General features: G+C 32.4%; 20 protein-coding genes. 2 read left to right on the top strand and 18 right to left on the bottom strand.

Annotated features, from left to right (window positions below; all coding sequences use genetic code 11):
- Position 1: 1 nt before the first annotated feature.
- The 15 genes from QLQ96_RS14260 to QLQ96_RS14190 all read right to left on the bottom strand — a co-directional run bounded on the left by QLQ96_RS14260 (position 2) and on the right by QLQ96_RS14190 (position 15047).
- Positions 2–1393, bottom strand: a complete 1392-nt coding sequence (locus tag QLQ96_RS14260) for an RtcB family protein (protein WP_482491277.1) — start codon at positions 1391–1393, stop codon at positions 2–4.
- On the bottom strand, positions 1383–2144 hold the full coding sequence (locus tag QLQ96_RS14255; protein WP_482491276.1) for a hypothetical protein: 762 nt from the start codon (positions 2142–2144) through the stop codon (positions 1383–1385). The genes QLQ96_RS14260 and QLQ96_RS14255 overlap by 11 nt, the downstream gene beginning before the upstream one ends.
- A 513-nt stretch (positions 2145–2657) precedes the next feature.
- Positions 2658–3374 (bottom strand): response regulator transcription factor, encoded by a 717-nt coding sequence (locus QLQ96_RS14250; protein WP_095927693.1) that lies wholly within the window; start codon positions 3372–3374, stop codon positions 2658–2660.
- Positions 3375–3377: 3 nt separating this feature from the next.
- Positions 3378–4964: a sensor histidine kinase gene (locus QLQ96_RS14245; protein WP_482491275.1), complete on the bottom strand. Its 1587-nt coding sequence runs from the start codon at positions 4962–4964 to the stop codon at positions 3378–3380.
- A gap of 59 nt (positions 4965–5023) precedes the next feature.
- Positions 5024–5620, bottom strand: a complete 597-nt coding sequence (gene coaE / locus QLQ96_RS14240) for a dephospho-CoA kinase (protein WP_482491274.1) — start codon at positions 5618–5620, stop codon at positions 5024–5026.
- A gap of 2 nt (positions 5621–5622) precedes the next feature.
- Positions 5623–6621, bottom strand: a complete 999-nt coding sequence (locus QLQ96_RS14235) for a glycosyltransferase family 2 protein (RefSeq protein ID WP_482491273.1) — start codon at positions 6619–6621, stop codon at positions 5623–5625.
- 126 nt (positions 6622–6747) lie between these two features.
- Positions 6748–7938, bottom strand: coding sequence for an enoyl-ACP reductase FabV (gene fabV, locus QLQ96_RS14230; RefSeq protein ID WP_482491272.1), 1191 nt, complete (start codon positions 7936–7938; stop codon positions 6748–6750).
- A gap of 21 nt (positions 7939–7959) precedes the next feature.
- The gene (locus tag QLQ96_RS14225) at positions 7960–8481 is read right to left on the bottom strand and encodes a tetratricopeptide repeat protein (protein ID WP_482491271.1); all 522 of its coding nucleotides are present in this window, start codon (positions 8479–8481) and stop codon (positions 7960–7962) included.
- Positions 8482–8490: 9 nt separating this feature from the next.
- Positions 8491–10143 carry a DNA repair protein RecN gene (gene recN, locus QLQ96_RS14220; protein ID WP_482491270.1) on the bottom strand — a complete coding sequence of 551 codons (1653 nt, stop codon included), beginning with the start codon at positions 10141–10143 and terminating at the stop codon, positions 8491–8493.
- Positions 10144–10204: 61 nt separating this feature from the next.
- The gene (porD, locus tag QLQ96_RS14215; RefSeq protein WP_482491269.1) at positions 10205–11089 is read right to left on the bottom strand and encodes a type IX secretion system protein PorD; all 885 of its coding nucleotides are present in this window, start codon (positions 11087–11089) and stop codon (positions 10205–10207) included.
- A gap of 69 nt (positions 11090–11158) precedes the next feature.
- Positions 11159–12373, bottom strand: coding sequence for a bifunctional phosphopantothenoylcysteine decarboxylase/phosphopantothenate--cysteine ligase CoaBC (gene coaBC / locus QLQ96_RS14210; RefSeq protein WP_482491268.1), 1215 nt, complete (start codon positions 12371–12373; stop codon positions 11159–11161).
- 7 nt (positions 12374–12380) lie between these two features.
- On the bottom strand, positions 12381–12698 hold the full coding sequence (locus QLQ96_RS14205; protein ID WP_007807938.1) for a DNA-directed RNA polymerase subunit omega: 318 nt from the start codon (positions 12696–12698) through the stop codon (positions 12381–12383).
- Positions 12699–12707: 9 nt separating this feature from the next.
- Positions 12708–13502 (bottom strand): outer membrane protein assembly factor BamD, encoded by a 795-nt coding sequence (locus tag QLQ96_RS14200; RefSeq protein WP_482491267.1) that lies wholly within the window; start codon positions 13500–13502, stop codon positions 12708–12710.
- Positions 13503–13639: 137 nt separating this feature from the next.
- Positions 13640–14521, bottom strand: coding sequence for a 4-hydroxy-tetrahydrodipicolinate synthase (gene dapA / locus QLQ96_RS14195; RefSeq protein WP_482491266.1), 882 nt, complete (start codon positions 14519–14521; stop codon positions 13640–13642).
- A gap of 13 nt (positions 14522–14534) precedes the next feature.
- Complete coding sequence (locus QLQ96_RS14190; RefSeq protein ID WP_482491265.1) at positions 14535–15047, bottom strand: DUF6913 domain-containing protein; 513 nt, start codon at positions 15045–15047, stop codon at positions 14535–14537.
- Positions 15048–15094: 47 nt separating this feature from the next.
- Here QLQ96_RS14190 and QLQ96_RS14185 point away from each other — a divergent pair, with 47 nt between their 5' ends.
- Positions 15095–15874 (top strand): 5'-nucleotidase C-terminal domain-containing protein, encoded by a 780-nt coding sequence (locus QLQ96_RS14185; protein WP_482491264.1) that lies wholly within the window; start codon positions 15095–15097, stop codon positions 15872–15874.
- Between the two features lie 45 nt (positions 15875–15919).
- Complete coding sequence (locus tag QLQ96_RS14180; protein ID WP_482491263.1) at positions 15920–16831, top strand: bifunctional metallophosphatase/5'-nucleotidase; 912 nt, start codon at positions 15920–15922, stop codon at positions 16829–16831.
- Here QLQ96_RS14180 and QLQ96_RS14175 read toward each other — a convergent pair.
- The 3 genes from QLQ96_RS14175 to QLQ96_RS14165 all read right to left on the bottom strand — a co-directional run bounded on the left by QLQ96_RS14175 (position 16818) and on the right by QLQ96_RS14165 (position 21684).
- Entirely contained in the window at positions 16818–17510 is a 693-nt protein-coding gene (locus tag QLQ96_RS14175) for a hypothetical protein (RefSeq protein ID WP_482491262.1), read from the bottom strand. The genes QLQ96_RS14180 and QLQ96_RS14175 overlap by 14 nt on opposite strands.
- Positions 17500–19503: an NAD-dependent DNA ligase LigA gene (ligA, locus tag QLQ96_RS14170; RefSeq protein WP_482491261.1), complete on the bottom strand. Its 2004-nt coding sequence runs from the start codon at positions 19501–19503 to the stop codon at positions 17500–17502. Before ligA ends, QLQ96_RS14175 begins: the two co-directional genes overlap by 11 nt.
- Before the next feature lie 243 nt (positions 19504–19746).
- Positions 19747–21684 carry an OmpA family protein gene (locus QLQ96_RS14165; RefSeq protein WP_482491260.1) on the bottom strand — a complete coding sequence of 646 codons (1938 nt, stop codon included), beginning with the start codon at positions 21682–21684 and terminating at the stop codon, positions 19747–19749.

Genomic DNA, 21684 nt, shown 5'->3' with positions numbered 1-21684 from the left:
TTTAGCGATCCATTCTAACAATTTTAGGCGTAAATGTTCCTAAAACTTCTACTAAATCGGTTTGGTTTGCCATTACTTTTTCAATGTCTTTGTATGCCATTGGAGCTTCGTCAATATTACCACCAATTAAAGTCACATCATGTTTCTTCAATTCTTTCTTAATCTGACTTTGCGTAAAACTGCTTTTACATTTCGCTCTAGAAAACAAACGTCCTGCACCGTGTGAAGCAGAGTTCAAACTTTCTGCATTTCCTTTTCCTTTCACAATAAAACCTGGAGCTGTCATCGAACCTGGAATAATTCCCAACTGACCTTCGCCAGCCGGCGTTGCACCTTTTCTGTGCACAATGCATTCCTGACCGTTTACCATTTCTTTCCAAGCAAAATTGTGATGGTTTTCAATTGTTACCACTACCCATTTCCCGATTGCTTTTGCAATTCTTCTGTGAATATCATCGTGACACGCTTTTGCATATTCTCCTGCTAGATTCATAGCCAGCCAATATTCCTGACCGTCGTGCGTATTCAAATCTAGCCAAGCTAAATGCTGTACATTTTTCGGTAACGGACATTGTTTTGTTGCCAAATACGTGTAATGTTTCGCGATATTAGCTCCCAATCCGCGGGAACCGCTGTGTGACAAAACAGCAAAATATTCTCCTTTTTCTAACTTCCATTCGTTTTCTGGATTATCAATTCTTGCGATTCCGAATTCTACGAAATGATTTCCTCCGCCTGAACTCCCCAATTGCTTGTAGGCTTTCGGCAAAAGATTCTTTAACAATGGAATATCTTGAAATTCACTTTTATAAAAAACTTCATGATCTACTCTTGAAGATTGCACTTCGTTCATTCCGAATTTGGTATTATCTCTCAAAATTGCTTCTAATTGATGTTCTCTTCCTTTGAAATGAGAAGCTGGCAAATCAAAAATTGAAAGGCTCATTCTGCAACCAATATCAACTCCAACTCCGTATGGAATTACAGCATTATCTGTAGCCAATACACCGCCAATTGGCAATCCGTAACCAGAATGCGCATCTGGCATTAAAGCTCCAGCTACTGAAATTGGCAGTTTCAAAGAATCATATAATTGAAATTTTGCCTGCTGATCAATTTCATTTTCACCAAAAATGGTAAATGGCGCTCTCGTTGTCTTAAGCTGATGCATTCTTACCTGAACCGGATTTATTAAACCTTCGGCAACTTTACCCCAAGTTCCGTTTCCTTCATATTTTTCAGGATGCAACAAAACATCTTTTGCTTCTGTTAGAATAGATTCTTTTTTTTCTCTTTTTCTATATCTGTTTATCTGCCCTAAGGCGATGTTTATTGAATTGTTCTTTGGAAAACCCAATTTAATCAAGTCTTTTCCAGATAATTTATTTCCCATGATTTTCTATCATTTCATCTGCATATTGCTGAGACAATGCATGCAAACTTTTATTTTTAATTGGACTTATCTCTTTTGGATTTTCATTTTCATAGTAACTCCATTTATGAGATCTGCCGAGTATTAATCTATTTATTTTATTCCTCAGATTATGATTAACAATATAATTGTCAATAAGTTGAATTTGACTTTCTAAATCTGAATCGACCATTTTGGTGTGTGTTATCATATAAGGGCTGACACGAAGCACATAACGCCAAGGCTCGTTAAATACATAATGAATTTTGTATCGTTTGCAATTGCTGCACCAACGTTCCCTTTTATAAAAATGTGCTTTTTCTTTTTCGGTCAATTCTAGTTTTGAACTTTTCCATTCCCATTCTGAAAACTCTTTTACAGTTTGGAGTTTTTCAACATACAAATGTTTTCTTTTTCTCTTTTTCCTTTTCTTAAAAGATTTTTCAGGAGAAAACTGCCATGTATTTATTTTTTCCAATAACTCTCTGTAAAATGAGGCCTCGCTAGATCTTGCAACGTCGTCTCTTAATTTGAAATTTCGTTGCCAGCCTTTTTGATAAGGAATTTCTAAAAGAACTAATGGTAAGTCTCTGCGCTTTTTCCAAAGCTCAACTTCAAGCTCTCTTAACTGAATTAATTGTTTTTCAAAATCTTCTTTTACTAATCTTTTCTTTCTTCTTTTACTTTTAAAACGAGCACATAAAGCATACTCGTCTACCGTATAACTTTCCATAAAAAAATTATCGTGCATTAAATTAACAGCCCAAAAGGCTAGAACCATTTATCCTCTCGGATAAATACTAAAAATCGATTTTCGGGAAAATTTTGAAGAGTCTAGAATAAAAAAAAGCCCGAAACTTATTGTCTTCGGGCTTTTTTTATATATCTAAAAAGTATATTTCTAGGATTGAAATAAGCCACGAAGAATTGCCTCACCAAATCCGTTTGGTGTAAAGCTCTGAGATGTCGATGTAAGTACAAACACTATTTCTTCGTTTTAAAGGGTTATTATTTTTTTTCGTGTGCAAATATTCATAATACTTTTTTGATTTTCCAAATTATTTTAAAGAAAATTCATCAAAATAATTAACCACACTATTTTTAAAGAGTAAAAAATCAACATTAAAACACTGAAAACAAGTCGATTAATTTAAAAATAATCTCATAAAAACAAATCAAAAAATTTTTATTTATTGCATAAAAAAAGCCCTGATTTCTCAGAGCTTCTATATTTTTTGCTGAATAATTATTCAGAAACTTTGCTTTTTATCACTAATCTGAAACCTTCTCCGTGAATGTTTAAGATTTCAACATCTTCATCTGCTTTTAGATATTTTCTCAATTTAGCGATGTAAACGTCCATACTTCTTGATGTGAAATAGTTATCATCTCTCCAGATTTTTGTTAAAGCTAATTCTCTTGGCATTAAATCATTTTCATGAAGAATAAGCATTTTTAACAACTCATTTTCTTTTGGAGACAATTTGATTGGCTCTTCATCTTGGAAAGTAAGGAATCTCAATTTTGAATTTAAATGGAATTTACCAATATTAAATTCAAACTGTACTTGCTCTGCTTTTGTATCCGCTGATTTTCTCTGAATAATTGCTTTAATTTTCATTAAAAGAACTTCAGAATCAAAAGGTTTATTTAAGTAGTCATCAGCACCAGCTTTGTAACCTTTTAACACATCCTCTTTCATAGATTTTGCTGTTAAAAAGATAATTGGCACTTCACTGTTCTTCTCTCTAATTTCTTTGGCTAAAGTATAACCATCTTTATAAGGCATCATTACGTCAAGAATACATAAATCATATACATCTTTCTTGAATTTCTCGAAACCTTCCATACCGTTTTTAGCTAAAGTAACTTCAAAGTCATTTAACATTAAATAATCTTTAAGAACCGCCCCAAAATTTAGGTCATCTTCTACTAAAAGTATTCTTTTGTTAGTATTTTCCATATTTTAATTTATTAATGGTATTTTTATTATAAAGGTGCTACCCTTTCCTTTTTCACTTTCTACATATACTTGACCATTGTGATCCTCTACTATTCTTTTCACGTAAGCAAGTCCTAAACCATGTCCTTTTACATTATGAAGGTCACCAGTGTGTTCTCTGTAAAATTTCTCAAACACTCGTTTTTGAGCTATCTTACTCATTCCCAACCCATGATCTCTCACTTTTATCAGAATCATATCTTTAATATTTTCAGTAAAGATTTCGATCTCTGGCTCGTCAGGAGAATATTTTATCGCATTTTCCAAAATATTAACCAGAACGTTTGTAAAGTGAACATCGTTTATCAAACAGGTTGTTCTTGCTGCGTTGTAGTGCTTAACTACAGTACCTTTTCTGTCTTCCAGAATTAAATTAACATGTTCAATAGCATCGTCAATAATATCTGTAACCATAGTTGGTTCTTTGGTGATGTCGAGTTCTCTTTTTTCTAATTTTGAAATACGAAGAACATTCTCAACCTGAGCATGCATTCTTTTGTTTTCATCTCGAATCATTTGAAGATAACGATAAACTTTTTCTTTATCTTCAATAACTTTCGGACTTCTAATAGCATCTAATGCTAGGTTTATAGTTGCAATAGGAGTTTTAAACTCATGCGTCATATTATTTATAAAATCTGTCTTGATTTCTGAAATATGTTTCTGACGCAATAATTGATTTAACGCACTTGTGTATGCAACTATTATAATTAATGTAAAAACTATTGATAAAATAGTAATACTTAACAATTCAGATAATAAGAACTTCTTTTTGTGCGGAAAAGTAACTGATAATTCATACCTACTATTCCCTTCATTATCTGTATAAACTGGTATATTATAAGTAGATTCTTTATCAAAATGAAATCCATCTGATTTTATCTTGGTTGGATTTCCACTACTGTATATTCCAAATTCAAACTTGGTTTTCACACCGTATTCCTCAAGCTCTTTCTTTAATAATTTAAAAAGCTTGTCTTTTGTGATTCGCCCTTCAATTGGGGTTAAAGAGGCAATATCTTTATATTGAATCTGTTGCTGAACTTTATTTAAAATATCTAAGCTTCCCGATTTTTCACTTCTCAGATCAGGAATAATACTTTGTCCTAAACTATTATTATCAATTCCTGTGTTATTATTATAAACTTCTGTTACTCTTTTTGAACTAAAATTTTTAAAGCGCTCGCTACTAAATTTTTTATTAAAAACAGAACCATTAATATCGTAATCTTCTGAGGTTAATGTATTTGAATAAACGATTGTTTTATTCGTTTTTGTGTTTCTCTGTACATAAAGCACTTCTAGTAAATCTTCTTTTTTTGGAATTTTACCCGTACTGTCTTTTATACGGTTGTATTTGTCGTAGAAACTGTACTCTTCTTGCTGTTCCAGTTTATCTGCAACATTTCCAATTACTTGAGTAACGTGGTATTTGAATTGCTCTTCATTGTTTTTAAACGAAGAATTGAACCAAAACACTTGTACCAGAATTATCCCTATCAAGGACAGACTCATCAGCAAAACAAGTATTCTAAAAAATAATTTATTCATCGAAACAAAATTAATATTTTAACAATATACTAAACAATACATTAACCAAATATTAACATTTAAGACTGTTTTTGTTTTATATTCAAAATTTTAAGGATTTTAACAACTTCTTCTTTGGCATTTTTAAGATTATTGTTATTAATCACGAAATTGCTCTTAGAAATTCGTTTTTCGTCATTCCACTGCATTTTCATTCTGCTTAAAACTTGTTCTCGGGTAGTTTTATCTCTTTCTATAACTCGTTCAATCCTCACTTCTTCGGGAGCAGTGACGGTTATAATTACATCACAATCTTTATACCTTCCGCTTTCAAACAAAATAGCGGCTTCATATATTACATAATCATAATTTTTGCGCTTTTCTATCCATTCTTCAAAATCTAATTTTACTGCTGGATGTACAATCGCATTCAATTTTGCTAACTGTTCTTTATCGTTAAAAACAACTTGCGCCAATTTCGAACGATTTAAAACTTCATCATCAAAAATATTGCCACCAAAAGCAGATTTTACTTCCGCAAGAATATTTTTTGACTGCATTACTCTTTTAGCACCATCATCAGCAATATAAACAGGAACGCCCATTTCTTGAAAATAGTTTGCAACAGTCGTTTTACCGCTGCCTATTCCTCCTGTAAGACCAATAACTTTTGTCATTCTTATAATTTAAAAAACATACGCGGAAAAGCTTCTTGCGGTTTTTTCTTTAATAAAATTACTTTAATGTATGATTTTAAAAATCCTGTTCCGTAACCATAAAACTGTTTCCAAACTGCTATTACAGATAAATATCCAATTTTAATACTTTTGTTTTGAATACTCGCTGTAAGAAAAATTATAACGAAATATACGAAATATAATTGTAATAAAATATCGATATTTAAAATTAACAATAAAAAAGCTAATAATAATCCAATAATAAAGAAAGTCGGAAAGAAAAAAGTTAATTTATTATGCTCAGGATACCAGCTATTTAAAATTGGTCGAGCAATACCAAATTTGTTTACTTGAATAGAAAATTTTTCCCAATCTATCCTTCTTTTGTGATACACGTAAGCTTCTTTAAAAAGTCTTGTCTCGAAGCCTAAATTCCATAAACGAATCGACAAATCTGGATCTTCACCTGGGTGAATATTTCCAAAGCCTTTTGAAGCCTCAAAAGCCTTTTTTGAAATTCCCATATTAAAACTACGTGGCTGAAACTTGTTTATCTTCTCCGAACCACCTCTAATTCCTCCAGTTGTTAAGAAAGAAGTCATCGCAAAATTGATTGCTTTTTGGATGTCCGAAAAACTATCTAATGCTTTGTCTGGACCTCCAAAACAGTCCACATACTGCTCGTCTAATTCTTTACGAACTTCTGATAAATATTGCGACGGAATAATACAATCTGAATCGAAAATGATAAAATAATCCCCTCTTGCTCTTTGCATTCCGAAATTTCTAGAATCTCCAGGGCCTGAATTTTCTTTAAAATAATATGAAATATTTAATTTCCCTTGATAATTCATCACTACATCTCGACATGGAATAGAAGATCCATCTTCAACAAGAACAATTTCAAAAGCTTCATTATAATCAGATTTTGAGAGACTTTCCAAAAGCTCATCAACTTCATCTGGACGATTATACACGGGTATAATTAAAGAAAAAATCATAGCAGAATATGCGTTATTAAAAGGTATATTTTTATTGTTTTAAAATTTTAACAAAGATATGTTATATTAACAAAAAAACCATCAACTTTTAGCTGATGGTTTTTCGTTTTACTTAGTAAAATATTGTTATTTGATACTTTCAATATTAACAACTTCGTTAGTGTCTGCGTTATAATCAACACCAGCAACTTCGAATCCGAATAAATTTAAGAAATCACTTCTATAACCTGCTAGATCACCAATTTCTGGTAATGTTTCAGTTGTAGCTTCTAACCAAAGTTTTGCTACTTTTTCTTGAACATCTTCACGCATTTCCCAGTCATCAATTCTGATTCTTCCTTTTTCATCAACAGGAACTTCAGAACCATTGTAAAGTCTGTCTTGGAATAAACGTTGAATTTGCTCGATACAACCTTCGTGAATTCCTTCTTCTTTCATGATTTTGTATAAAAGAGAAATGTATAATGGAATTACTGGAATTGCAGAACTTGCCTGAGTTACCAATGCTTTATTCACAGAAACATAAGCTTTTCCTCCTAGAGACTGTAAAGTATCTGTAATAGTAAATGCTGTAGCTTCCAAGTGATCTTTTGCACGACCGATAGTTCCTTTACGGTAAACTGCTTCTGTTAATGATGGCCCGATATAAGAATAAGCAACTGTTGTAGCTCCTTCAGCTAATAAATTTTCAGCTTTTAAAGCATCAATCCACATTGCCCAGTCTTCACCGCCCATTACTGCAACAGTGTTTTCAATATCTTCCTCATTTGCAGGAGCGATAGAAACATCTGAAACTTTTCCTGTATGGAAATCAACCGTTTTGTTTGTAAAAGTTTGCCCAATTGGTTTTAAAACTGAACGGTGCGTAACACCTGTATTTGGATTTGTACGCACAGGCGAAGCTAAACTATAAATTATAAGATCTACTTGTCCTAAATCTGCTTTAATCAAATCTAAAGTTTCTCTTTTAATTTCGTTTGAGAACGCGTCACCATTGATACTTTTTGCATATAAACCTGCTTTATGAGCTTCTTTTTCGAATGCTGCAGAATTATACCATCCTGGAGAAGCTGTTTTTCCTTCAACTGGTGGTTTTTCAAAAAACACTCCTATTGTTGATGCACCAGATCCGAAAGCACTAGTAATTCTTGAAGCTAATCCGAAACCTGTAGAAGCACCGATTACTAAAACTTTTTTAGCACCAGCGATTTCTCCTTTAGATTTGATGTATTCGATTTGATTTTTTACATTTTGCTCAGCTCCCGTTGGATGGGCAGTCAAACAAATAAATCCTCTCATTCTAGGTTCTATAATCATCTTGCAATTATTTTTTTTGTATTATTTCAATTTCAGTTTTAATTTTTCAAAAATAGACATTTTATCCTTAACCCTTTTCATATTAGCCTTCATATTGTCAATAAAATTTGGGTTTAATGCATTTTTCGTAGCTTCTTTATAATAGCTATAAGCTGTCATATAGTTGCTTTCGTACTCTGCCATTCTTCCTAATTCACTGTTATAAGAAGAGTTATCCGCATTTTCTAAATTTGAAATTGTAAATTTGATATGCTCTTTTGCTTCGGCATAACGACCAATATCAATGAGCAAATAAGTATAATTTATATATGGAGCTGCATATTTAGGTTCAAATTTCATCGCTAATTTATAGTGATAAATCCCTCTTTCGTAATCGCTCAGCTTGTTATAATAAATCCAACCCAAGTGATTGTGTGCTTTACCAAAATCAGGATACTGGGATAAGATTTCTTCCAGTAATTCTTTTGCATCTGCCGAATTCCCTTCTGAAATTAACGAATCTGCTTTTATAAACTGATTTTCGTAAAAACTCAAACTCTCCATTTCTATATTTTAATTCAATAATTCTTTTGCGTGATTTAAAGCCGAGTCTGAAATATTTGCTCCCGACAACATTTGAGCTATTTCTATAATTCGATCTTCTTGTGATAAAAGCTTCAATTCTGACAGCGTATCGTTGCCAACAGTAGCTTTAGAAACTTTAAAATGAGAATCTCCTTTTGCAGCGATTTGCGGTAAATGTGTGATTGCGAATATTTGCATCGTATTACTCATTTCCTTCATAATTTCTCCCATTCTAATGGCGATTTCTCCAGAAACTCCAGTGTCAATTTCGTCAAAAATTAATGTCGGCAGTTTTGAATATTTAGCTAAAATTGCTTTCACAGCCAGCATAATACGAGACATTTCTCCTCCTGACGCTACTTTTTTCAGCAAACCAAAATCGGTTCCTTTATTTGCAGAAAACAAGAACTGCAACTCATCTTTTCCATTTTGGAAATAATTCTCAGAAGACTGCAATTCCATATTAAAACGAGCATTCGGCATGCCTAGTGTCTCTAAAATTGAAACCAATTGTGCTGATAAACTTGGGATTGCATTTACCCTATTTTCATGTATTTTAGAAGCGTAATTATCTAATTTTGTTGCTTTTTCTTCGATAATTTTAGACAATGAATCAATTTCTTCATCCATATTATCCAGCTCCAGCAAAGAGTTTCCTAAATCTGATTGAATTTGAAGCAATTCTTCTACAGAACTTACTTGATGCTTTTTCTGTAAATTATAAATTGATTGCAATTTTTGATTGATTAGCTCTAATTGCGTAGGATCATTCAATAATTTTTCTGATGAGTTTTGCAATTCTTTCGAAACGTCATCAAACTCAATAGCTAAGCTCGTTATTCTTTCAAATAAATTTTGATATTCTACAGAAAACGGAGCAACTTTTTGCAATGCATTTTTTATTTCATTCAAATTATGAAAAACACCAAATTGCTCTTCATTTGCAATTACCAAAGATCTATCAAGAGATTCTTTAATTATCTCAACATTATTCAGTTTTTCATAATCTGCCTCTAATTCTTTCTGCTCGCCAGATTTTAATTGAGCCGCCACCAATTCATTCAACAAAAATGTATGATACTCTTGCTCTTTACCTGCATCGCTTTGTTTTTTAAGCAAAGCATTTAGCTTCGATTTATCTGACTTATAAGATTTTAGCAGTTTTTGATATTCGGCAATTACTTCATTATTGCTTGCAATGGCATCAATAATTTTAAACTGGACATTTTCATCTGATAATTCTTGAGTTTGCTGTTGAGAATGTATGTCTATCAAATACAAACTCAAATCTTGTAATTCTTGAAGATTTACTGGACTATCATTTATAAAAGCTCTAGATTTACCAGAAGGTAAAATTTCTCTTCTAATGATTGTTTCATCTTCATAATCCAAATCATTAGCTTCAAAAAATTCCTTTAAATTGTATTTTCCAATTTCGAATTGTGCTTCAATAACACATTTTTCTTCTTTATTTTTTAACGAAGTAAGATCTGCCCTTTTTCCTAAAACAAGACCAATGGCTCCTAAAATAATCGATTTTCCTGCACCTGTCTCTCCTGTAATTATAGAAAAACCCTTAGAGAAATCTATGGCCAGTTTTTCGATAAGAGCATAATTTTTAATTGACAATGACGTAATCATAGGGCAAGTTTTGTAAATATAAAAGTTAAAAAGTTAGCGAAGATAAAAATGAAAAATGAGATTAGTATTTAATTTGTGACCATTTAGTAGAGTTTAATGGCGAAACCTTATTTAAAACATCTGTTAAATCTGTAATCGTAATACTTGGTCCTCCTGAAAAAATTGAAACAATTTCATCTGATTTTGCATCAAAGAAAACTCGGGTTATAAAGGCATTTGGTTTAACCGAATTTAATTTACCAGTAAGTATTAATGCATTTTTTATTTTTTCTTTAGCCGCTTTTGTGTCTAATGTCATTGCATCCAATCCTGTATGATAAGCATAGCTTGTCTGACGCAAATCACTGTAGGTTGGAGCGATCATATCATTAATTAAATAGTAGCGATTCTGAAGTCCGTCAGATTGATTCCATCCTTTAAAACCTCCTTGTTGCGCAACATTCGCAATATTTTGTGCGGTTTGAAGATAGGGGTTACCAGCACCCATTTGAAAAGTATCTGCATCCATTCCTAAAATCATATAGCAATAGAAAGATATAACTGAAACCAAATTTGAATCGTAAGTACTTGGATTGAACAACAATGGTTCGTACTCTGTATATCTGAAATTAAAATCTTTATCGTTGTAATTTAAAACCGGAGAAGAATACGTGGAATTAAAAATTAATCTCGAAGACTGAACTTGAATTGTTCCTGAAAATTGATCTGAACTGTTGGAAGATAAAGTAATATACATCGAACAGTTTATTCTCTCATTTTGTTTTAAAATCGACCCTGTCCAATCTGTCTTATTAACAAATTCAGCCAAAGAAGTTTGAAGCGTTTTAAAAACCTGATTATTTGGATTTGTTAGACGTTCTGTATTAATAGTCACTGTACAATTCAGCTGTTGAGCTTGCACAAAACCAAAGCTTAAAAATACCAATAGCGTAACTATCTTATTCATAATCGTCTAATATTTAATTTTACAAACATAAGTTGCTTCCAAATTATGTTTTCGGCGTATATTTTAAATTTATGATTTTGAAAAATGCACAATAACTTTATTCAAAATATCAGCCGCAACAGATTCTTTTGATTTTAATTCCATAGGTTCGATTTCAAAATTTTTATCAATAAATGTTACTTTATTGGTTTCTTTTTTAAAACCAGCACCTTTATCTTGTAAGGAATTTAAAACAATCAAATCTAAGTTTTTTTTCTGAATTTTCAACTTAGCATTTTCAATTTCATTTTCAGTTTCTAATGCAAATCCAATTAAAAACTGATTTTTCTTGATAGTACCCAAAGAAGACAATATATCTTTTGTTTTCTCAAGCTCTATCGAAAATTCTGCATCATTTTTTTTAATCTTTTGATCTGCAACAAATTTAGGTCTGTAATCTGCAACTGCCGCAGCCGCGATTGCCACGTCAACTTCATTAAAATACAAATGACAAGCATCATACATTTCTTGAGCAGAAACTACATCTACCACTTTTATCAGACTGTTTTTCGCTTTAAAATGATTCGGTCCCGCAATTAAAAACACTTCTGCTCCTAGACTTGCCGCTTCATTAGCAATATCGAACCCCATTTTTCCAGACGAATGATTTCCTATAAAACGTACAGGATCTATCGCTTCGTATGTCGGTCCCGCTGTAACCAGTATTTTTTTTCCTTTTAAAGGCAATTTGCTTTCCAAATCAGCCTCTAGAAAAGCTACAATATTTTCAGGCTCAGCCATTCGGCCTTCGCCAGACAAACCACTAGCCAATTCTCCACTTTCAGCAGGAATCATGATGTTTCCGTACTGTTTTAATGCAGTGAAGCTTGATAAAGTTGAAGGATGCTTGTACATATCTAAGTCCATTGCAGGAGCAAAATAAACTGGACATTTTGCAGACAAATAAGCAGCAATTAAAAGATTGTCGCAGTTTCCTGTTGCCATTTTAGACAACGTATTTGCAGTAGCAGGTGCAACCAGCATTAAATCAGCCCAAAGACCTAATTCAACGTGATTGTTCCAAACTTCATCTTGATCATCTTGATTAAAGAAATTTGAATGTACTGGATTTTTTGATAAAGTAGATAATGTAAGTGGGGTTACAAAATCCTTAGAAGCAGGTGTCATAATCACTTGGACATGTGCACCTGCTTTTATAAAAAGTCGTACTAAAGTGGCTGTTTTATACGCTGCGATTCCACCAGAAACACCTAGTAAAATCTTTTTCCCGTTTAAAACTGACATTGTACTATTATTTGTTTGAACCTCTGTGGTAAGTTTTACCGTCTAACCATTCTTGAACAGCTAAAGCGTGTGGTTTTGGTAATTTTTCGTAAAATTTAGAAACCTCGATTTGTTCTTTATTTTCAAAAACTTCCTCTAGACTATCATTATAAGTAGCAAACTCTTCTAATTTTTCAGTCAATTCTTTTTTAATCTCTGAATTAATTTGATTTGCTCTTTTAGCCATAATGGTAATTGCCTCATACACATTTCCTGTTGGCTCTTCAATAACTGTTTTATTGTAAGTTATTGTGTTAACAGGAGCATTCGTCTTTTTTAAATCCATGACTTTCTTTTATTTAGTAAATTTTTGTAAATCTGTTTCAACTCTGGCATTCATTTCGTCTGCCTGTTTTTTATATTTTGTATCGTTTTTAAACTTCAATAAGTTAGCATAAGCTGTTTGCGCAACATGCAAACGTTCTTCCATTTTTGAAGGAATACTGTTAATTGCCAATTTATATGCTGAATCGTATTTATAAAACAATGCATCTTCTTTCAAAGGTGTTCCAGGAAAATCAGCAATAAAATTATCAAAAGCTATTAAAGCTGATTTGTAATCTGAAATTGTATTATATCCTTTAGCATTTTCATATGCTTTTTTCTCCAATTTACCATTTAGCAATTGTACAGTCTCATTAGCTTGAGGAATGTATTCAGAGTTTGGATAATTGTCAATAAAAGTCTGCAACTTTTCTAATGCTTTTACAGTATCTGCTTGATCTAAACTATAAACTGGTGACAATTTAGAATAGCTATATGCTCCTAAAAAAGCAGCTTCCTGTACTTTTTCACTTCTTGGATAACCCGAAACAAAAGCTTCAAACTGATAACCAGCTAAATAATATTGTTTTGTTTTATAATATGACTGCGAAAACATGTAAAACAGCTTTTCTGCTTGAGGTTTTCCTCTGTACGAAGTTGCTAACTGTTCAAAAAGACGAATCGCTTTTGTATATTTACCAGCATCATACATTTTTGTTGCCATTTCAAATTTTGCTGCAACATCTTCATTTTTCAACGCTTTTTGATATTCTCCACAAGAATAAAAAAGAGTTACAACAATTAAAAGCAATACTATTTTTTTCATTTTCTTACTGTTATTACAATCTCTCAGACAATTATGTCAAAGTGAAATGGCACCGAAGTTTCGGTGGCAAATTTAGTTATTAATTTAGCTACTGCAAAATAATTTTTTAGTATCTTAAAATACTAGCACTTTAACAATTATTTAATGCTGTTTTTTACAAACTCATTTAGTCTTGTCGCTAACGAATCATCAACAGAAACTAAAGGAAGACGAACCGTATTCTCAGCAATTCCAAGCGCTTGGAAGATTTGTTTGATTCCTGCTGGATTTCCCTGCTCAAAAATCATATCAATACTGTCTGACAAGAAATAATGTGTTTTAAACGCGTCAACCGCTTTTTTATTTAATCCTAAACGAATCATTTCTGAAAATTCTTTAGGAAAACCTTGTCCAATTACAGAAATAACTCCTGCTCCACCTGCCAAAACAATTGGAAGCGCCAGCATATCATCTCCAGAAATCACTAAGAAATCTTTTGGTGCATTTTTAATAATTTGCATAGCTTGAGCCATATCTCCTGCAGCTTCTTTAATTGCCACAACATTTTTAAAGTCATTAGCCAAACGCACCACAGTTGAAGGAAGCATGTTGCTTGCCGTTCTTCCCGGAACATTATATAGGATTACAGGAACTGGAGAAGCTTCAGCGATTGCTTTAAAATGCTGATAAATTCCTTCCTGTGTTGGTTTGTTATAATATGGAGAAACAGATAATATTGCTTCAAAAGCAGCAAAATCTCTTGTTTTTAATTCTTCAACAATCTGCATAGTATTATTACCTCCTACTCCTAAAACTAGAGGCAATCTTCCTTTATTTACATCGATTACAGTCTTTATAACCAACTCTTTCTCATCTGCTGTAAGGGTTGCGTTTTCTGCTGTTGTTCCCATCACAACAAGATACTCCACTCCACCATCTATAGAGAAGTTTACAATTCGCTGTAAAGCCTCGATGTCAACTGAAAAATCTTTTTTAAATGGCGTCACAAGCGCAACACCAGTTCCTATCAATGATTGCATATTATTAATTAATTTATTTTATTTTTTCTAAATACCTAAACAATTCCGAAATGAACAGTTTATAGCTTCCTAATTCTGTACTAATCATCAAACGATTTAATCTTTGATCTACAGCAGAGAATCCGACTTTAAATTTAGCTTTTGACTTGCTTGTAATCAATTTTAAAATGATATTCTCCACATCATAATAACTTAATAAAAGATCAAATTCTGAATTTACAAATTCAGTCAAGAAACCTTCTGTAATTTCTCCCCTCCAATTGATGTGTTTTTCACCAAAAGTTGGGCGAGGATAGGTCTCTTTTTCCTTGAATTTCTCTCTGTAAGCAACAACTTTTATATTTTCTGAAGCAATTCCGTGGAGCGTTAACTCCTTTATTAGTGCTTCTGAAGATTCAAAATTGCTTTCATCTATCAATAAACCAACCGTTTGAATATTTTTAGTAAAGACTTCGCTTTTTTCATTATTTAAATTATCATTTAATGATTTTTTTACAAAAAACTCCTTTATATAATTCAAAAACATAGTACTTTTACCAGATTACAAAATTAATTATTTAAGTTGCATTTAAAATGGTAAAACTAAAAAAGTATAACGGATTTTTAAAACTTTTTGTTATATTCTTAACACTTTTTTTAATCTCTTCCTGTAGTAAGAATAACTACAATTTAACAAAAATTGAAGGAAAACAACTTCAAGTTAACGAAAAGGCTGCGGAAACTCCTGAAATTGAAAACTTTATTAAGCCTTATCGCGATCACATTAACAAAGATTTGGACAATGTCTTGGCTTATTGCCCTGAAACTCTTGACAAAAGCACTGGAAAATGGCAGACTGGCATTGGAAGCCTATTAGCTGATGTTTGTGTACAGAGAGGAAACATCGTTTTTAACGCTCGCGAAAAGAAAGACATTGATCTATGTCTTTTAAATCATGGCGGTATTCGCGCTATTCTTCCAAAAGGAAATGTTACAACAAGATCGGCTTTCGAAATTATGCCTTTTGAAAATAGCTTGGTTGTTATGGCTCTAAAGGGAGAACAGATCTCAGAAATTGCTGCTTATATTATTAAGGAGAAAAAACCTCAACCATTGTCTGGAATGACGTTTACAATTACAAAAGACAATAAGGCAAAAAACATCATGGTACAAGGCAAACCGCTTGATCTAAACAAAACGTACTATGTTGCTACAAATGACTATTTAGCAAATGGAGGCGACAGCATGACTTTCTTTGCAAAAAGCACTCAAAAGTTTGACTTAAACTACAAACTTAGAGATGTATTGATTGATTATTTTAAAGAAGTAGACACTGTTGTTGCTCCTAAAAATATCAGAATCACAGAGGAATAAAAATTATAAAGAACAAGCAAAGCATTTCTGCAAAAAATATACAAAATGAAAAGAAGAGAGTTTATCGAAAAAACAGCAGCGAGTACTGCCCTACTAAGTTTAGGATTGTCTTTGAGCAGTTTTGAAAGTAACGATATTAAGCATTTAACGATTCTACATACTAATGATGTGCACAGTCATATCGATCCTTTCCCTGCTGATGATCCGCGTAATCCTAATAAAGGTGGCGTTTCTCGTCGTGCAGCTTTGATTGAAACTATCCGCAAAGAAAATTCGAATGTCCTTTTATTGGATGCTGGAGATATTTTTCAGGGAACGCCATATTTTAATTATTATGGAGGCGAATTAGAGTTCAAATTGATGAGCATGATGAAATATGATGCTTCTACAATTGGAAATCATGATTTTGATAATGGTCTTGACGGATTGTATGCGCAACTTCCGCACGCAAGTTTCGATTTTATCAACTCTAACTATGATTTTAAAAATACGGTTATGGACGGACATGTGAAACCGTACAAAATCTTTAATAAAAACGGAATTAAAGTTGGTGTTTTTGGAGTTGGAATTCAACTGCAAGGTTTAGTAGATAAAAAATTGTATTTGGAAACAGTTTACAACAATCCTGTTGAAGTTGCTCAGGATATGACACATCTTTTGAAAAAAGAACAAAAATGTGATTTGGTAATTTGCCTTTCGCATTTAGGTTACAAATACAAAGATGAACCGACAAAAATTAGTGATTTGACTTTTGCAGAACAAACTCAAGATATCGACTTAATTATTGGAGGACACACTCACACTTTCTTGGACAAACCTACAATTGTAAAAAATAAAGCTGGAAAAGATGTGCTAGTAAATCAAGTTGGATGTTACGGAATTAATTTAGGCCGTATCGATTTCTATTTTGATAAAGACAAAGCCCATACTAACCAAAGCGCAACTATTGTTGTATAGTCTTTTTTTGAATTCTAGCTTTTTCTAAAAAGTATTCTACCATAAAGAAATAAGCTAGAATTTGAGTTGTATCTCGTATTAAAACTAAAACAATTGAATACGAGAAATATTCATTAAAAATATAAAAAATATCAGAGAAGATGTAGCTTACTGCCATAAGTGACATTAACAATGCTATATGTGTTCCTTTTGTAATGTAACTCACAAAACAAAAATAACTGAGAACGCTTAAAATGATTCCGTAAATGGTGTAAAGTAGTATAAATTTTCTCATACTGTCCAGCTGCAGGCTCAAAACAGAGACTAACAAATAGACGATAAAAACCACTACAATAGAAATCGGCAGAATATCACGTCTGGTTAATTTTATTCTTTCGTGTTCCCGAATAAATAAGGTGACGATTAAACTGTAAACAATCAGAAAACTGCAGACTCCTCCTAATTCAGAGGTTTCAACATCCATTAAATCATAAACTTGTCCAACAAAACAGAAGAAAAAAATTAAACCTTCTGTTTTTCCGATTTCGAACTCACTGCTAATTAAATAATAAATAAAAATAGCGGGGAGAACGATAGCTTTTGCATATGTCGCAAGAACATCTTGTTCTGTACAATCAAAAATAACTGTACAAAACAAGCCGATGAAGAACAAAATTAATGATGGTTTGTTAGGCTTCATTCAATTTGTTTATAAAATCCTCTTCTGATAATATGATGATGTTCAACTTAGTTGCTTTTTCCAGTTTTGCTGGCCCCATATTATCTCCTGCCACTACAAAATCTGTTTTTGCAGAAATTGAGCTTCCTACTTTTCCTCCGTTATCTTCAATGGCTTTCTTAAGTTCATCTCTAGAAAATTGACTAAAGACGCCAGAAACCACAAAAGTTTTTCCAACAAATTTATCAGTAGCATTTGGGTTTATTTTTTCTTCAATTTCAAATTGAATTCCATAACTTTTTAAACGTTCAATAATTTTTTGATTTTCTTCATTTTCGAAGAATTCGATCACACTTTTGGCGATTCTTTCTCCAATTTCTTCAACCAAAACTAAATCCATTAAAGAAGCTTTGCTTAAAGCATCTATACTTTTATAATGTTTGGCTAGTTTTTTGGCAACAGTTTCTCCGACAAAACGAATTCCTAGAGCAAATAATACACTTTCAAATGGAATTTCTTTTGATTTCTGAACGCCATTTACCAAGTTTTCAGCTGATTTTTGAGCCATTCTTTCTAAATGCAGAATGTCTTCGACTTTCAATTCATACAAGTCAGCATAATTGTGCACTAAGCCATTTTTGAAAAGTAAAGCAACAGTTTCTCCTCCAAGCCCTTCAATATCCATTGCTTTTCTTGAAATGTAATGTTGCACTCTTCCAATAATCTGCGGAGGACATCCGTAAAAATTAGGACAATAATGATTGGCTTCGCCCACATTTCGAACCAATTCAGTATGACATTCTGGGCAATATGAAATATAATGTGTTTTCTCTGAATTTTCTGGACGTTTTTCTAAATCCACTGCTATGATTTTTGGAATAATTTCTCCGCCTTTTTCAACAAAAACAGTATCATTTATCCTAATATCTAATTTTTCAATTTGATCGGCATTATGAAGAGACGCCCTTTTTACAATAGTTCCCGCAAGTTGCACAGGCTCTAAGTTGGCAACTGGTGTAATTGCTCCCGTTCTTCCTACTTGATATGAAATTGATTTTAATTTGGTTGAAACTTGTTCTGCTTTAAATTTATAAGCAATTGCCCAACGTGGTGATTTGGAAGTATATCCTAATTCTTCTTGAAAATGAATGCTATTAACTTTTACCACAACACCATCAGTTTCATAAGGTAAATTATGGCGGTGAGTATCCCAATGGTCAATAAAGTCAAAAACTTCATTCATGCTATTGGCTAATTTTGCTTCTTTCGGAACTTTGAATCCCCAGCTTCTAGCCAATTCTAATCCTTCATATTGTGTTTTGAAGGACAGATTGTTTCCTATTACAAAATAAAGCAAACACTCTAAAGGTCGTTTCGCAACCTCAGCGCTATCTTGCAATTTCAAACTTCCTGATGCTGTATTTCTTGGGTTTGAATATGGAGTTTCTCCAATTTCTATTAATTCTTGGTTCATTTTTTCAAAACCAGCATGCGGAAGAATAATTTCGCCTCGAATATCAAATTTATCAGGATAATTTCCTTTTAAATGCAACGGAACCGATTTTATGGTTTTGATGTTATTTGTAACCTCATCTCCCTGAAAACCATCTCCGCGAGTTAAGGCTTGAACTAATTTTCCGTTTTCGTATGTAATGCTTATCGAGGCTCCATCATATTTTAATTCACAAGTATATTGCAGATTTACGTTTCCTAAAACTCTCTGAATACGGTTTTCCCAATCTAGAAGATCTTCTTTAGAATAAGAATTATCTAAAGAATACATTCTGTATTGATGTGCAATTGTTTTAAAATTCTTGGTAACACTTCCTCCTACTCGCTGAGTTGGCGAGTTTTCGTCAAAAAATTCTGGGTGCTTGCTTTCTAAATCCTGTAGTTCTTTAAGCTTAATATCAAAATCATAATCTGAAATTGTGGCATTGTCTAACACATAATAATTATAGTTGTGCTGATTAAGTTCATTTCGTAATGCTTGAATGGTCTCTTGAATGCTCATAAATAGTAAAATATTGCAGATTATAATAATGAAAAACTGAATATCAAAATTAGAATTTATTTTTGTTCAAATGCAGAAAAAATGAAAGTTTTAAAAAATCAAAAATCAGACTGCAAATTCATGCAGTCTGATTTTCTCCTTGTCCATTATTCTTAAAAAGAATTAATAAAAACCAACTTCCAAATGGTTTCGACGTTTTATATTTTAAACTGAAAACCAATACTTTACAGCGAAAATATAAAATTATTTTTGAATAATGATAAAGTCTGAACGTCTATTTTGCGCATGCTCTTCTTCAGAACATTTTACACCATTTTTACATTTATTGACTAATCGAGATTCTCCGTATCCAATTGCGCTTTCAATTCTAGAAACATCTATACCTTGTGAAAGAATATAATCACGTGTAGATTTTGCTCTATTGTCTGAAAGTTTCAAATTGTACGAATCTTTTCCGCGTGAATCTGTATGCGATTCAATTTTGATTCTAATATTTGGAAATTTCTGCATAATAAAGACAACTTTAGATAATTCTTCAATTGCTTTTGGCGTAATATCGTACTTGTTGTAATCAAAATAAATTGGATTTACATCGACTTTTTCAACTCCTTGTTTTTTGACAACTAAGTCATCATAATTGCTCAATTCAAAATTTACATCTTTTATTTCGCCACCATTTTCTTTAGTTGTTTCTACTGTTTTATCATCACTGCTGTAATTTGGTTTTGCAGCAATCATTTTAACTACTTTGTTGCAAGGAACTTCAATAGCATATTTTCCGTCAAAATTTGTTTTGGTTTCACCTAAAACTTCGCTAAAAGAGTTATACGCCATTATCGTAACATCTGTAAGAGGCTTTTTCGTTTTGTGATCGATAGCCATTCCAGAAATGCTTTGGTTGCAAACTGGTTTTCCTTTTACGAAAGAATAAATATCATCATCCCCTTTTCCTCCTGCTCTGTTAGAAGAAAAATAACCGTAAGCATTTGTCTTATCAATTATAAAAGAGAAATCGTCTTTGTTACTGTTGACTGGTGCTCCAAGATTCTTTGGTGCTGAAAAACTTCCATTTGCCAAAAACTTGCTTTCATAGACATCTAAATCTCCCCAACCATAATGTCCGTCAGAAGAAAAGTATAAAACTCCGTTTTGATAAAATGGAAACACTTCATTACCAATCGTATTAATATTTGGCCCAAGATTCTGAGGCGAGCTCATAGTTCCGTCGGCCGCAATTTTTACCATGTACAAATCTGTTTCTCCATATCCTCCAGGCATATCTGAAGCAAAGAAAAGCAATTGCCCATCTTCACTTAATGATGGATGTCCTACAGAATAATCATCGCTGTCAAAAAATACTTTCTGCGGATTTTCTAATTTATTATCGACAATTGCCCCTTTGACAATCTGAAAATTATTGACTTTGGCTTCATCAACTACCAGTTTGTTTTTCTTTACAATATTGGTCGAATAATAAATTGTTTTTCCTTGACTATCAAAACTTGCTGTTGCTTCATGGTATTTGGTCATTACATTTGGAAGAAAAACAGTCTCGTTGAATAAACTTCCATCTGCCGGATTTCTTTCTGCTAGATACAAATTAAGAAAAGGCTGATTATTCCAAGTGTACAGTTTCTCGCTAAACTTTGTGGTGTCACGAGCTGATGTAAATACTACGTTATCTTTAAAAAATGTTGCTCCAAAATCTGACTTATTAGTATTAATATCTAAATTTTTAATGGTGTAAAGAGGCTTTGCTTTTGCAACGCTGTCCATGTATTTCTTTTGAACAACATACTTATTAATCTCCGTTTTATCACCTTTTTTATCCAAATATTCTTTTGTGATTTTGTCTGCTTCATCGTAATCCATCACTGCTTTCATAGATTGAATATAACGCAGATAGTAAATATCAGTTAGATTATTTCCTTGCACTTTATACAATTTTTTGTACCATTTAAGTGCATTTCTTGAATCAGAAATAAAATAGTAAGAATCTGCCGCGTTCTTCAAAGTCTGAGCTGATGGATCTTTTATGTTTTGCAAACATTCTTCGTAAGCTTTGGAGGCATCCAAATACGAGAAGTTTCTAAACAAAGCATCGGCTTTCTTTAAATTAGTTTTTTGAGCGAAACTAAACGTAACGCTCAAAATTAAACATAGGATATATAGTTTTCTCAT

The organism is Flavobacterium sp. B167r (genome assembly GCF_056824315.1).
Note: the sequence above shows the minus strand (reverse complement) of the source record. Positions and strands in the feature narration are given on the sequence as shown.

Bases quoted from the DNA above. Each gene is read 5' to 3' on its own strand.
- QLQ96_RS14260 (WP_482491277.1), bottom strand. From the start codon at position 1,393: ATGGGAAATAAATTATCTGGAAAAGACTTGATTAAATTGGGTTTTCCA.
- QLQ96_RS14255 (WP_482491276.1), bottom strand. From the start codon at position 2,144: ATGGAAAGTTATACGGTAGACGAGTATGCTTTATGTGCTCGTTTTAAA.
- QLQ96_RS14250 (WP_095927693.1), bottom strand. From the start codon at position 3,374: ATGGAAAATACTAACAAAAGAATACTTTTAGTAGAAGATGACCTAAAT.
- QLQ96_RS14245 (WP_482491275.1), bottom strand. From the start codon at position 4,964: ATGAATAAATTATTTTTTAGAATACTTGTTTTGCTGATGAGTCTGTCC.
- coaE (WP_482491274.1), bottom strand. From the start codon at position 5,620: ATGACAAAAGTTATTGGTCTTACAGGAGGAATAGGCAGCGGTAAAACG.
- QLQ96_RS14235 (WP_482491273.1), bottom strand. From the start codon at position 6,621: ATGATTTTTTCTTTAATTATACCCGTGTATAATCGTCCAGATGAAGTT.
- fabV (WP_482491272.1), bottom strand. From the start codon at position 7,938: ATGATTATAGAACCTAGAATGAGAGGATTTATTTGTTTGACTGCCCAT.
- QLQ96_RS14225 (WP_482491271.1), bottom strand. From the start codon at position 8,481: ATGGAGAGTTTGAGTTTTTACGAAAATCAGTTTATAAAAGCAGATTCG.
- recN (WP_482491270.1), bottom strand. From the start codon at position 10,143: ATGATTACGTCATTGTCAATTAAAAATTATGCTCTTATCGAAAAACTG.
- porD (WP_482491269.1), bottom strand. From the start codon at position 11,089: ATGAATAAGATAGTTACGCTATTGGTATTTTTAAGCTTTGGTTTTGTG.
- coaBC (WP_482491268.1), bottom strand. From the start codon at position 12,373: ATGTCAGTTTTAAACGGGAAAAAGATTTTACTAGGTGTTTCTGGTGGA.
- QLQ96_RS14205 (WP_007807938.1), bottom strand. From the start codon at position 12,698: ATGGATTTAAAAAAGACGAATGCTCCTGTTAACACAATAACTTACAAT.
- QLQ96_RS14200 (WP_482491267.1), bottom strand. From the start codon at position 13,502: ATGAAAAAAATAGTATTGCTTTTAATTGTTGTAACTCTTTTTTATTCT.
- dapA (WP_482491266.1), bottom strand. From the start codon at position 14,521: ATGCAATCATTGATAGGAACTGGTGTTGCGCTTGTGACGCCATTTAAA.
- QLQ96_RS14190 (WP_482491265.1), bottom strand. From the start codon at position 15,047: ATGTTTTTGAATTATATAAAGGAGTTTTTTGTAAAAAAATCATTAAAT.
- QLQ96_RS14185 (WP_482491264.1), top strand. From the start codon at position 15,095: ATGGTAAAACTAAAAAAGTATAACGGATTTTTAAAACTTTTTGTTATA.
- QLQ96_RS14180 (WP_482491263.1), top strand. From the start codon at position 15,920: ATGAAAAGAAGAGAGTTTATCGAAAAAACAGCAGCGAGTACTGCCCTA.
- QLQ96_RS14175 (WP_482491262.1), bottom strand. From the start codon at position 17,510: ATGAAGCCTAACAAACCATCATTAATTTTGTTCTTCATCGGCTTGTTT.
- ligA (WP_482491261.1), bottom strand. From the start codon at position 19,503: ATGAGCATTCAAGAGACCATTCAAGCATTACGAAATGAACTTAATCAG.
- QLQ96_RS14165 (WP_482491260.1), bottom strand. From the start codon at position 21,684: ATGAGAAAACTATATATCCTATGTTTAATTTTGAGCGTTACGTTTAGT.